The sequence below is a fragment of the Nocardia sp. NPDC051030 genome (genome assembly GCF_040683015.1).
In the GTDB taxonomy this organism is placed as follows: domain Bacteria; phylum Actinomycetota; class Actinomycetes; order Mycobacteriales; family Mycobacteriaceae; genus Nocardia.
Window position 1 is genome coordinate 363555 of record NZ_JBFBCD010000009.1, and the last position, 11581, is coordinate 375135.

13 protein-coding genes and 1 tRNA gene are annotated in these 11581 nt (G+C 65.3%); 12 read left to right on the forward strand and 2 right to left on the reverse strand.

Annotation, left to right across the window (positions count from 1 at the left end):
• Position 1 precedes the first annotated feature (1 nt).
• From AB0N05_RS29655 to AB0N05_RS29695, 9 genes are read left to right on the forward strand one after another with little or no spacing between them, the layout of a single operon-like run.
• Positions 2 to 1060, forward strand: coding sequence for an MCE family protein (locus AB0N05_RS29655; protein ID WP_364699825.1), 1059 nt, complete (start codon positions 2 to 4; stop codon positions 1058 to 1060).
• Entirely contained in the window at positions 1057 to 2307 is a 1251-nt protein-coding gene (locus tag AB0N05_RS29660; RefSeq protein ID WP_364699827.1) for an MCE family protein, read from the forward strand. Before AB0N05_RS29655 ends, AB0N05_RS29660 begins: the two co-directional genes overlap by 4 nt.
• On the forward strand, positions 2307 to 3521 hold the full coding sequence (locus AB0N05_RS29665) for an MCE family protein (RefSeq protein WP_364699830.1): 1215 nt from the start codon (positions 2307 to 2309) through the stop codon (positions 3519 to 3521). The genes AB0N05_RS29660 and AB0N05_RS29665 overlap by 1 nt, the downstream gene beginning before the upstream one ends.
• Positions 3518 to 4936: an MlaD family protein gene (locus tag AB0N05_RS29670; RefSeq protein WP_364699832.1), complete on the forward strand. Its 1419-nt coding sequence runs from the start codon at positions 3518 to 3520 to the stop codon at positions 4934 to 4936. The genes AB0N05_RS29665 and AB0N05_RS29670 overlap by 4 nt, the downstream gene beginning before the upstream one ends.
• Entirely contained in the window at positions 4933 to 5706 is a 774-nt protein-coding gene (locus tag AB0N05_RS29675; protein WP_364699835.1) for a hypothetical protein, read from the forward strand. The genes AB0N05_RS29670 and AB0N05_RS29675 overlap by 4 nt, the downstream gene beginning before the upstream one ends.
• On the forward strand, positions 5703 to 6209 hold the full coding sequence (locus AB0N05_RS29680; protein ID WP_364699837.1) for a h domain protein: 507 nt from the start codon (positions 5703 to 5705) through the stop codon (positions 6207 to 6209). Before AB0N05_RS29675 ends, AB0N05_RS29680 begins: the two co-directional genes overlap by 4 nt.
• Before the next feature lie 48 nt (positions 6210 to 6257).
• On the forward strand, positions 6258 to 6827 hold the full coding sequence (locus AB0N05_RS29685) for a hypothetical protein (protein ID WP_364699840.1): 570 nt from the start codon (positions 6258 to 6260) through the stop codon (positions 6825 to 6827).
• On the forward strand, positions 6824 to 7198 hold the full coding sequence (locus AB0N05_RS29690; protein ID WP_364699843.1) for a hypothetical protein: 375 nt from the start codon (positions 6824 to 6826) through the stop codon (positions 7196 to 7198). Before AB0N05_RS29685 ends, AB0N05_RS29690 begins: the two co-directional genes overlap by 4 nt.
• A gap of 10 nt (positions 7199 to 7208) precedes the next feature.
• Positions 7209 to 8165: an oxidoreductase gene (locus AB0N05_RS29695; RefSeq protein WP_364699845.1), complete on the forward strand. Its 957-nt coding sequence runs from the start codon at positions 7209 to 7211 to the stop codon at positions 8163 to 8165.
• Here AB0N05_RS29695 and AB0N05_RS29700 read toward each other — a convergent pair.
• Together AB0N05_RS29700 and AB0N05_RS29705 are read right to left on the reverse strand one after the other, a co-directional pair.
• The gene (locus AB0N05_RS29700) at positions 8162 to 9646 is read right to left on the reverse strand and encodes a trehalose-6-phosphate synthase (RefSeq protein WP_364699847.1); all 1485 of its coding nucleotides are present in this window, start codon (positions 9644 to 9646) and stop codon (positions 8162 to 8164) included. The genes AB0N05_RS29695 and AB0N05_RS29700 overlap by 4 nt on opposite strands.
• A 4-nt stretch (positions 9647 to 9650) precedes the next feature.
• Complete coding sequence (locus AB0N05_RS29705) at positions 9651 to 9821, reverse strand: hypothetical protein (protein ID WP_364699850.1); 171 nt, start codon at positions 9819 to 9821, stop codon at positions 9651 to 9653.
• A 205-nt stretch (positions 9822 to 10026) separates the two neighbouring features.
• Between AB0N05_RS29705 and AB0N05_RS29710 the strand changes: the two genes are divergently transcribed.
• The 3 genes from AB0N05_RS29710 to AB0N05_RS29720 all read left to right on the forward strand — a co-directional run bounded on the left by AB0N05_RS29710 (position 10027) and on the right by AB0N05_RS29720 (position 11475).
• Positions 10027 to 10860, forward strand: coding sequence for an alpha/beta hydrolase (locus AB0N05_RS29710; RefSeq protein WP_364699852.1), 834 nt, complete (start codon positions 10027 to 10029; stop codon positions 10858 to 10860).
• A gap of 135 nt (positions 10861 to 10995) precedes the next feature.
• The gene (locus AB0N05_RS29715) at positions 10996 to 11238 is read left to right on the forward strand and encodes an MbtH family protein (protein ID WP_019931522.1); all 243 of its coding nucleotides are present in this window, start codon (positions 10996 to 10998) and stop codon (positions 11236 to 11238) included.
• 165 nt (positions 11239 to 11403) lie between these two features.
• Positions 11404 to 11475, forward strand: a tRNA-Thr gene (locus AB0N05_RS29720).
• Positions 11476 to 11581: the final 106 nt, after the last annotated feature.

The following is an 11581-nucleotide window of genomic DNA, read 5'->3' on the forward strand; positions in this document are numbered from 1 at the left end:
CATGAACGCGAACCGCTCCACCATCAATATCGGCGTCGTCGGCATCGTGGTCGCCGTGACCGTCGCACTGTCGTCCCTGCAATTCGACCGAGTCCCCTTCATGCGTTCCGGTGCCGAGTACATCGCTTACTTCGGCGACGCGGGCGGCCTGCTCGCCGGTGACCAGGTGCAGGTGGCCGGGGTGAAGTCCGGCCGTGTCGACGAGGTGAAACTGGACGGGGCGAAGGTGAAGGTGCGCTTCACCCTCGACGAGGGAATTCCGCTGGGCAACAAGACCTCCGCCGCCATCAAGACCAATACCGTGCTCGGTCGCAAGTCGCTGGAGGTGACTCCGGCCGGCGGCGGGACGATCTCCAAGAACGATCCGATTCCCTTGGATCGCACCACCTCTCCGTATTCGCTCAATGACGCGCTGGGCGATCTGTCCAACACCGTCAAGGGGCTGGACATGGACCAGGTGAACACCACCCTCGACGCACTGTCGGCAACCTTCGCCGATACGCCCGCGCCCTTGCGGAGCGCGCTGGACGGCATTACCGCCTTGTCCCGCAGCATCAATACCCGCGATCAGGCGCTGACCGATCTGCTCGCCAAGGCACAGGGCGTCACCAAGGTGCTGTCGGATCGGGCCCAGAAGATCAGTTCCCTGCTGGTAGATGGCAATTCGCTGCTCGGAGAACTGGATTCGCGGCGCAGTGCGCTCAGCCAGCTCATCGTGTATGTGAACGGCCTGGCCAAGCAGCTTTCCGGTTTCGTCAATGACAATGAGGCGGAACTCAAACCCACTCTCGACAAACTGAATTCGGTGCTGGGTGTGCTGCAGAAGAATCAGCAGGACCTCAAGGACGCGCTCGACGCCGTCGGACCGTACGCGGGTGCGCTGGGTGAGCAGGTCGGCTCCGGCCCTTACTTCCAGGCCTACATCTCGAACTTCAGCAGTTCGAGCCTGGAGACGCTGATCGACGCCATGGTCTGGCCGCAGAACCTGCCCGACGCGCTGAAGAACCAGTTCAGCACCGGTCCGACCATCACTCCCGGACTGACGGGACCGCAGAAATGAACGCAGTGCGAAGCAAACTCGGAACGCTGCCACGGGCAGCCAAGATCGCCGCCGCGGTCGTGGTGATCGCCGCGCTGGTGGCGGTCGGCTACTCCACGATCGGGCAGATCGGCAAGAAGAAGATCACCGCCCACTTCCCGGCCACCAGCGGCCTGTACGCCGGTGACGACATCCGGGTGCTCGGCGTGAAGGTCGGCAAGATCGATTCCGTGGATCCCGGCAAGGACGGGGTCACCGTGAAGATGACCATCGACCGCGGCGTGGATCTGCCCGCCGACGCCAAGGCCGTGCTGGTCTCGCCGAACCTGGTGTCCGCGCGGTTCGTTCAGCTCGCACCCGCCTACACCGGCGGCCCCAAGCTGAACGATGGTGGCTCCATTCCGATCGAGCACACCGCCATCCCCGTCGAATGGGATGACATCAAGGCCGAACTGAACAAGCTCGCAACGACTCTCGGCCCGGTCGGCGAGGACAAGCAGGGCTCGTTCGGACGCTTCGTCAATACCGCCGCCGACAATCTCGACGGCAATGGCGATGCCTTCCGCACTGCGCTCAAGGAGTTGTCCGGCGCGCTGAGCACCCTGTCCGACGGCCGCACCGATCTGTTCGCGACCATCCGCAACCTCCAGACGTTCGTGGACGTGCTCTCCAAGAGCAACGACCAGATCGTGCAGTTCGGTGGGCGGCTCGCCTCGGTGTCGCAGGTGCTGGCCAATGTGTCCACCGATCTCGGTGCGGGACTGGACAATCTGGATGTCGCGGTCGGTGATGTGAAGCGCTTCATCGATCAGCGCGGCGGTGCCCTCACCGAGGATCTGCAGCGCCTGACCGACGTCACCCAGATCCTGGTCGACAAGCGGCCTCAGCTGGAGCGTCTGCTGCACTCCGGTCCCACCGCGCTGACGAACTTCTACCAGATCTACAAGCCCTTGACCGGCAGTGTCACCGGCTACCCGGTGCTCACCAACTTCGCCGATCCGCTCAGCTTCATCTGTGGTTCGATTCGCGCCGACGGCAGGCCCACCGCGGACAAGAGCGCCGACCTGTGCTCGACGGTGCTCGGACCGCAATTGCAGAACCTGACCATGAACTATCTGCCGTTCCTGCTCAGCCCGGCCACCGCGGCCGGCGCGACACCCGACCAGATCAAGTACAGCACCCCGGACCTCGCGGCCCGTGCCGCTGGACAAACACAGGTCGGCGCGCCGAAATCCCTTGCCGATCTGGCTCTTCCGGGAGGCAACTGATGAGAACCATCCTGGGACGCAAACGGGTGGCCGGACTGGCCATCGGCATTGCCATCGCGCTCGGCACCACCGGATGTGATTGGGATGGGCTCAATTCGCTGCCCATGCCCGGCGCCGCCGGAACCGGTGAGGGCGCCTGGCAGGTCAAGATCCAGATGCCGAATGTCACCACGCTGACCCGCAATTCGCCGGTCCGCGTCAATGACGTCACCGTCGGCTCGGTGACCGGCATGGAGGTGGAGGGCTGGCACGCGCTGGTCACCGTCAGCATCGACAAGGGCGTCAAACTACCGGCGAACGCGACCGCCAAGATCGGGCAGACCAGTCTGCTCGGCTCCAATCACCTGGAACTGGCCGCGCCCACCGACGTTGCGGCACAGGGCGAATTGAAGGCGGGGGACATCATCCCGCTGGAGCGGGCAGGTGCGTACCCGACCACCGAGCAGACCCTCTCGTCCCTCTCGGTGGTGCTCAACGGCGGCGGAATCAGCCAGCTGGAGAACATCACCGGTGAGCTGAACAAGGCGTTCAGCGGCCGCACCGACGCCATCCGCGACCTGCTGCCGCAGCTGAACTCGCTCGTCACCACGCTGGACGGCCAGACCAAGGACATCATCGATGCCATGGGCGGGCTGGACCGGTTCTCCGGGGTCCTGGCGCAGCAGAAGGACAAGGTGGCCGATGCCATCGACAATATTCATCCGGCGCTGACCGTCCTCGCCGACCGGCGCGAGACCATCACCAATACCCTGACCGCACTGGGCGGTTTGAGCGATGTGGTGTCGCAGTTCGTCAAGGACGGCGGCGACGCGCTGAAGGCCGACCTGGCCAACCTGTGGCCGGCGCTGGAGCAGATCGCCAATACCGGCAGCAATCTCACCCAGGCGCTGGGCATGCTGCTCACCTTCCCGTTCCCCATGCATTCGCTGGACGGCGCGGTGCGCGGCGACTACCTGAACGTGAAGATCGTCTTCGATCTCACCGCGGCGCGCTTGCAGAAGAACTTCCTCACCTCGACCCCGCTCGGCCCGCGGGTCGCCGGCGTCGAGGGCGCGCTGGGTCAGGTCGGCGGCACCGACGGCGGCCCGGTCGATCCGAAGACCGCTCCGCTGCAACCGAAGTCGGATCAGGTGCCGAGCATCCCGGGCCTGGGCCAGGTGCCCGGTCTGCCCGCGATTCCGGGGATCACCGTGCCGCAAGGGAGTGGACAGTGAAACTCACACGCTTCGTCAGGACCCAGCTGGTCATCTTCTCCGTCCTGACCGTGATCGGCCTGGCCGTCATGGCCGGGGTCTACGTGAAGCTGCCCGCCATGTTCGGGATCGGCGTCTACGACGTGACCGTGAAACTGGACTCCACCGGCGGGCTCTACGAGCACGCCAATGTCTCCTACCGCGGCAAGAATGTCGGCAAGGTGCAAGAGGTTCGGCTCACGCCCGCGGGTGTGGACGCGAAACTGTCCATCGACAGCGACTACAAGATTCCGTCCGATGTGGACGCCGTGGTGCGCAGCGTGTCGGCGATCGGTGAACAATACGTCGACCTGGTTCCCGCGCAGAATCCCAAGGGCGGCAACCTGTCCGGCGGATCGGTGATTCCGGTCGAGCGCACCAAGCTGCCGCAGGACGTCGGCACCCTGCTCGACCGGACCGATCGGCTGCTCAACAGTGTTGCCGACACCAAGCTGAAGCAGGTCATCGACGATGCCTTCAAGGCATTCGACGGCGCGGGTCCCGACCTGGCGCGATTCCTGGACTCCGCATCGCTGCTGGTGCAGGAGGCCAAGAACAACACGCAGGCCACCAAGGATCTGATCGACAAGATCGGACCGCTGCTCGACACCCAGGTCCAGTCCGACGACGCCATCCGGGGCTGGACCAAGGATCTGGCCACGCTGACCGACCAACTGCGCGAACATGATCCGGCGCTGCGCAATGTCATCAACAAGACGCCGGGCGCGGCGAACACCGCCACCAAGCTCTTCCAGGATCTCCAGCCGACCCTGCCGCTGCTCGCCCGCAATCTGGTCAGCGTCGGACAGGTCAGCTACATCTACAACCCGAGCATCGAAGAGCTCCTGGTCGTCTTCCCGCCGCTGATCGCCGGCCTGCTCTCCGTCGCCACCGGAGGGCCCATCGAATACGGTGCGATGGTCGACTTCATGGTGGGCGTCAACGATCCGGTGGGTTGCACCGTCGGCTTCCTGTCGTCCGACCAGCGGCGCGACGCCAGCAACCTGGACCACCCGGCCACGCCGGACAACCTGTACTGCAAGGCGGCCCAGGATGCGCCCTACGCGGTCCGCGGCATTCGCAATACGCCGTGCATGGAGTACCCCGGCAGGCGGGCTCCGACGCCGGAACTGTGCCGCGATCCGCAGGGGTACGTGCCCGAGGGCAATATGCCGCTGCCCTTCGAGAAGGGGAACTCGAACGCGCCGGCCGCGGATCAGGGTGGTGCACCCAATGGGACCCAACCCGCCTCGGTCAAGACGCGGTCGTACGATCCGAGCAGCGGTACCTTCCTCGGACCCGACAATCGCACGTATCGTCTGGCCAACATCGGACCGGACGGGTCCGGGGTCGTTCCGTCGAGTTTGACAGCAATGGTGCAGGAGCAGATGCGATGAGTGATACCAGTGGGGTGAACAACCGTTCCCGTCGGCGCGCGGTGCGCTCGGAAGGGCCGCCGCCGGAGGAGAAGGCCGTCGCCTCACCGGTATTCGAGACCACGGTGAAGATCGCGGCCGCCGATACCGTGAAGCTGGACAAGCCGGTCGCCGAGGCTCCCGTCGAGGCCACCCCGGCGGCCGCCGTCGAGCTCACCAAGTCGACCGGCGTCGAGGTCACCGAGTCGACTGACGCCGACACCGCCGAATCCGAAGCGCCCGCAGCTGCTTCGGCCGAGCGCGGACCGATGTGGATGCGGATCGCCGCGGCGGTCTTCGTCGTGCTGGCCGTGGCATCCCTCGGCGCGAGCGGATTCTTCCTGCACGAGCGCAATGTCGCCGCCGACCGGGAGGCCCAGCGCACCGAGTACACGCAGTTCGCCCGCGAGGCGATGACCAGCATCACCAATATCAGCGGTGACACCGCTCCGGACGATTTCGCCCGCGTATTGGCCGTCACCTCCGGCGATTTCGCCGCCGATCTCGCCAAGCGCAAGGACGACTTCTCTTCGGTCGTCCAGAAGGCGCAGGTCAAAACCAAGGGTGAGGTCGTCGAAACCGCACTGGAGAGCTCCGACGATCGTTCCGCGATCGTGCTCGTCGCGGTGAAGCAGACCCTCACCAATGCCGGGGCCGAAGGTCCGCAGCAGCGCCAGTACCGGTTCCGGGTGACCCTGGCCCGCGGGGACGGGGACAAGCTGTCGGTGACCGGAATGGAGATGGTGCTGTGAAGCGCACGTTGAAGATTCGCAAATCGTTCAATCTGTGGCTGTTCACCGGCGCGAGCGTCCTGCTCGTCGCGAGCCTCATTGTCGGCGGCTGGACCGGCTACTCCGCCTGGCAGGAACGCGAGGCCGACAATGCCCGCAATGACTCGGTCGTGGTGGCCCGGCGTGCCATCGAGGGCATGTTCGGCTACAGCTATCAGAGCGTCGACCAGCAGATGCCCAAGGTCGTCGACGATATGACCTCCGACTTCAAGGCCGACTGGATGAAGGTCACCAATGATGTGATCGCACCCGGGGCCAAGGAGAAGGAACTGGTCGTCACGGCCACGATCGAGGCCACCGGCGTGATCTCGGCGAGTGCGAACCACACCGAGGTCATGGTCTTCATGAATCAGAAGGCCGTCGGCAAGGATCCGGCCAAGGGCACCTACGACCAGAGCAAGCTGCGGGTCAAGCTGGACAAGCAGAGCGGCCGCTGGCTGGTCTCGGACGTCGACCCGATCTGATCATCGTCTATTCGCATTTCGGCGTGATCCAGCGCAAGATCAGTGGTGATGAGTGAGATCAGGGGTGCGGGGTACCGCCATGCGACCTTCACCGAATCCGAAACGCCCGCAAAGGTTTCCAGTACGCGCGGCACCGTGTGGATATTGTTCGCGGCGGCGGTCTGCACCCTGTTGACCTTCGTGTCGCTCGGCGCGTCGGGATACTTTCTGCACCAGCGCGATATCGCGGCGGACCGAGAGGTCCAGCGCGCCGCGTATATCCAGTTCGCCGAGCAGGCCATCACCGGTGTCACCAATCTCGACTTCGATACCGCCCCGGACGATTTCGCTCGGGTGCTGGCCATGGCCTCCGGTGTGTTCGCCGCCGACCTCGCCAAGGGCAAGGACGACTTCTCCCAGCTCGTGCAGAAGGCGCAGGTGAAGGCGAAGGGCGAAGTCATCGAGGCCGCCCTGGAAAGCTCGGACGACCATTCCGCGCAGGCACTCGTGCTGGTGAAGCAAACCCTGTCCAATGTCGGAGCCGAAGGGCCGCAAGTACTTTTGAGCCGGTTCCGGGTGACCGTCGCCCGCGCCGACGACGGCAAGCTCTCGGTGACCGGAATGGAGCGGATGCAGTGATCCGGCGAAAGTACGCGGTCGGCCTGCTGGCCAGCACCGGGATGCTGCTCGGCGGGAGCCTCGGCGTCGCCGGTTGGAACGGGTACGGCGCGTGGCAGGACCAGCAGGTCGATGATGCCCGCACGGATTCGGTCCTGGTGGCGCGCCGGGCCGCGGAAGGCATGTTCGGCTCCAGCTTCGACAGCACCGCCACCATCGAAGCCGCCGGGGTGATTTCGGCGAGCGCGGACCATGCCGAGGTCATGGTGCTCCTGAATCAGAAGAGCGTCGGCAAGGATCCGTCGAAGGGCACCGACGACCAGACCCGCCTGCGTGTGAAACTCGACAAGCGGGACGGCCGCTGGCTGGTCGCGGACGTCGACCCGATCTAGGCTCGCTCGGGTGAGCGAAAAGACGACGCCCTGGACCGCGGCCGATATCCCGGATCTGAAGGGGCGCACCGCCGTTGTCACCGGTGCGACCGCGGGACTCGGGCTCGAGACCGCGCGCATGCTCGCCGAGCGCGGCGCGCGGGTGCTGCTGGCCTGCCGGAATGTCGAAAAGGCCGCGGGCGTAGTGGAACTCATCCATCAGACCGCGCCCGAGGCCCAGCTGCCCATTGTGGAGCTGGATCTGTCCTCGCAGGAATCCGTGCGGGACGCGGCGGCGCGGATACGGGACGAGTACGACAGCATCGATCTGCTGGTGAACAATGCGGGCACCATGAGCCATCAGCGGACCGAAACCGCCGATGGATTCGAATCCACCCTCGCCACAAACTATCTGGGGCCGTTCGCATTCACGGGACTGCTGCTGGATCTCTTGCTGGCCGCACCCGCCGGACGGATCGTTACGGTGTCCAGTGGCACCTCGGCGAATAAATCCTCGGCGCTGGACGTGGACGATCTGTTCTACCAGCGGCGCAAGTATCAGCAGTTCGCGGTGTATGGACAGTCGAAGCTGGCGAATCTGCTGTTCACCTTCGAACTTCAGCGGCAGCTCAATGGCATGGATACGAATCTGGTCGCGCTCGCGGCGCATCCGGGTGCGGCGCGCACCGATTTCAACAAGCTCCTGCCCCCGATGCTCATGCCGCTGACCAGCCCCAAGGTGGACTGGATCTTCAAGCCGCTGCTGCAAACCGCCGAGATGGGCGCGCTGCCGACACTGCGCGCGGCCGTCGATCCCACGGCGCGCGGCGGCGAATTCTTCGGTCCCTCAGGGCGACTCAAGGGCTACCCGGTCCTGAACGAGGCCTGCGCCGCGGCGCACGACCCCGAGCTCGCCGCCCGGCTCTGGCTCGAGTCGGAACGGCTCACCGGGGTCGTGTACAGCTTCGACGCCAGCGTGCAGGGCTAGCGGCGCAGTGTCCCCGGATCGACATCGTCGTCGGTGAGCAGGGCGCTCCCGGCGACGCGGTCGGTGGCGAGGGCGTCCAGGAAGGCGCGGGCCCAGCGGTCCACGTCGTGGGTCAGCACCTGACGGCGCATGGAACGCATGCGACGACGGCGGGTGTCCTTATCGTCCTCGATGGCATCGATCAGGGCATCCTTGACGCTGTCCAGGTCATGCGGGTTGCACAGGTAGGCCTGACGCAATTCCGCTGCCGCACCGGTGAATTCGCTCAGCACCAGCGCGCCGTTGAGGCCGCCCTGGCAGGCCACGTACTCCTTGGCGACCAGATTCATGCCATCGCGCAGCGGGGTCACCAGCATGACGTCCGCGGCCACGAAGAACGAGATGAGTTCATCGCGGGGGATGGGGCGATGCAGGTAGTGCACCACCGGGTAGCCCACCCGGGAGTACTCGCCATTGATGCGTCCCACCTGACGTTCGATATCGCCGCGCATCTGGATGTAGGAGTCGACGCGTTCGCGGCTCGGCGTGGCCAGTTGGACCACCACCGTCTCCGCCGGGTCGATGCGGCCCTCGGCCAGCAGCTCCTCCAGCGCGGCCAGCCGGACGTCGATGCCCTTGGTGTAGTCGAGGCGGTCGACACCCAGCAGGATGTTCTTCGGATTGCCCAGTTCCGCACGGATTTTCGCGGCCCGCTCGCGCACATCGCGGCGGCGCGAGTACTCGTCCATCTCGGTGGAGGAGATGGAGATCGGGAACGCTCCCACCCGCACGGTGCGGAAACCCACCTGCACCACACCGAGTTTCGAGCGTACGCCCACATTGCCGCGCGAAGTCGGCTGTCCGGCAAGCCTTCTGGCCAGATACAGGAAGTTCTGCGCACCACCCGGCAGATGGAAGCCGATCAGATCGGCGCCCAGCAGGCCTTCGACAATCTCTGTGCGCCAAGGCATCTGCATGAACAGTTCCACCGGCGGGAATGGAATGTGCAGGAAGAAACCGATGGTCAGATCCGGGCGCAGCATGCGCAGCATCTTCGGCACCAGCTGCAGCTGATAGTCCTGCACCCACACCGTCGCGCCCTCGGCGGCCACCTTCGCGGTGTATTCGGCGAAACGACGGTTGACCTGCACGTAGGCCTGCCACCAATTGCGGTCGTAGACCGGCCGCACGATCACATCGTGATACAGCGGCCACAGGGTGCCATTGGAGAAACCCTCGTAGTAGTCGGAGACCTCATCGGCCGAGAGCGGGACCGGATGCAATTCCAGGCCGTCCTCGACGATCGGATCGATCTCCACATCCGGTACGCCGGCCCAGCCGACCCAGGCGCCCTTGTTATTGCGCAGGACCGGTTCCAGGGCGGTGACCAAACCGCCGGGACTGCGTTTCCAGCGGGTGGTGCCGTCGGGTAGTCGCTCCAGGTCGACCGGTAGCCGGTTGGCGACGACTACAAAACCGGAACCGGAGCTGTCCGGGTGCACGAGCCTATTCGCCTCGCGTAATAGGAGCGACACCCAGCATGGACAGCAACATGCGGCATTCGTCCGCATCGGTGGCGTAGGCCGCCACCACGCGCTGGGCCTGGCGGGCGGTTTCGTCGGCGAGCGGTTCCAGATCGTCGTCCGCGATGTCCTTGGCGCTGCTGTTCGCGGCCATAATCATGTCCTCTCGGGGAAGTCACAGGTCGTGAAAGATCCATCGTATCTGCCTGGGTTGACGGGTCCGTGCACTCGGTGCAACAGAGCTCGAAACGCAACGCTCGAAACCGGGGTACTCCGGACGCTCGAAACGCTGGGGGCCCGGAGACAGATACGGTGAACGGAAGCACGAGTCGTTGGACCTGATGAAGGGGTGTCGCAGCATGCCGTTGGCGACGGTGAACGGAATCTCGCTGAACTACCAGGTCAAGGGAGACCCGAAGCAGGGCACCGACGTCAAGGGGTCGGCCCCGCTGGTCGTCATGATCATGGGCACCGGCAGCCCGGGCCGGGTGTGGGAACTGCACCAGGTGCCCGCGCTGATCGCCGCAGGTTACCGGGTCTGCACCTTCGACAATCGCGGCATCGCGCCCTCCTTCGAGGCCCCGAACGGGATCCACATCGACGAGCTGGTGCGCGATACCGCCGCACTCATCGAATTCCTGGGTGAGGGACCGGCCCTGGTGGTCGGCCAGTCCATGGGCTCGCGCGTCGCCCAGGAACTCGCCCTGGCCCGCCCCGACCTGGTCCGCAAGGCGGTCTTCCTGGCCGGGCACGCCCGCCTCGATCAGTTCCAGAAGACCATGTCGCTGGGCGAGCACGAATTCGACGACTCCGGTGTGCGGCTGCCCGCCAAGTACGAGGCCGCGCTCACCGCGCTCATGAACCTCTCGCCCGCCACCATGGCCGACACCAATGCCGCCCGGGACTGGCTGGACCTGTTCGAATTCACCGGCGGCCCGGCCTCGCCCGGTGTCCGGGCGCAGCGGCGCATGGACCACGACTTCGACCGCACCACCGCCTACCGGGGCATCAAGGTGCCGTGCCTATCGGTCGGCTTCGCCGATGACCGCATGATCCCGCCCTACCTGTCCCGCGAGGTCGCGGACGTCATTCCGGGCGCGCGCTACCAGGAAGTTCCCGATGCCGGGCACTTCGGCTACCTGGAACGCCCCGAAGTCGTGAACAAGATCCTGCTGGAATTCCTCGGAGCGTGAAGGTAACCGCCCTTGCGTAACGCCCGCCTTGCTAGGGTCGAATCAACGTCGGGGGTTCGTTCCATCACTGCGGTGCCGCAGCGAGGGCGATCCGTCGCCGTATCCGTACACAGCGCCAGTATCCAGTGAGGTGAAATGAGCACCAATCCCTTCGATGACGAAGACGGCCGGTTCTTCGTCTTGGTCAACGACGAAGAGCAGCATTCCCTGTGGCCGGCCTTCGCCGAGGTTCCGGCGGGTTGGCGAGTCGTGTTCGGCGAGGACAGCCGTGCTGCCTGCGTCGAGTACGTCGAGAAGAACTGGACGGATATGCGTCCCAAGAGCCTTCGAGATGCCATGGCCGCCGATGACGCGGCCCGTCAGGCGGCTCAGTCCTGACACCTAGCGGTTAGTCCGATACTGCGCAACGGCTTCCGGATGCGGCCGAGCGACGCCCTGAGCGTCGAACGGCCGCACCCCGGCTCCGATGCGGGTACCGATTGACCGGAGACGCCGGCTTTTCCGCGCAGCCGGCCCACCCGGTTATGATGGGCACCGCTTTCCGCCTCCTTAGCTCAGTGGTAGAGCACCGCTCTTGTAAAGCGAAGGTCGTCAGTTCAATCCTGACAGGGGGCTCGGGGTTCGAGACGCCGGTGATCTTGCAGATCACCGGCGTTTTTCATGGGCACAGTGCGTAGTTGGTCCGAATCGCTCCCAGGAAACTCCCAGCGAGGGTTCAGGG

Coding starts and splice junctions, on each gene's coding strand:
- AB0N05_RS29655 (WP_364699825.1), top strand. CDS start 2: ATGAACGCGAACCGCTCCACCATCAATATCGGCGTCGTCGGCATCGTG.
- AB0N05_RS29660 (WP_364699827.1), top strand. CDS start 1,057: ATGAACGCAGTGCGAAGCAAACTCGGAACGCTGCCACGGGCAGCCAAG.
- AB0N05_RS29665 (WP_364699830.1), top strand. CDS start 2,307: ATGAGAACCATCCTGGGACGCAAACGGGTGGCCGGACTGGCCATCGGC.
- AB0N05_RS29675 (WP_364699835.1), top strand. CDS start 4,933: ATGAGTGATACCAGTGGGGTGAACAACCGTTCCCGTCGGCGCGCGGTG.
- AB0N05_RS29685 (WP_364699840.1), top strand. CDS start 6,258: ATGAGTGAGATCAGGGGTGCGGGGTACCGCCATGCGACCTTCACCGAA.
- AB0N05_RS29705 (WP_364699850.1), bottom strand. CDS start 9,821: ATGGCCGCGAACAGCAGCGCCAAGGACATCGCGGACGACGATCTGGAA.
- AB0N05_RS29710 (WP_364699852.1), top strand. CDS start 10,027: ATGCCGTTGGCGACGGTGAACGGAATCTCGCTGAACTACCAGGTCAAG.
- AB0N05_RS29715 (WP_019931522.1), top strand. CDS start 10,996: ATGAGCACCAATCCCTTCGATGACGAAGACGGCCGGTTCTTCGTCTTG.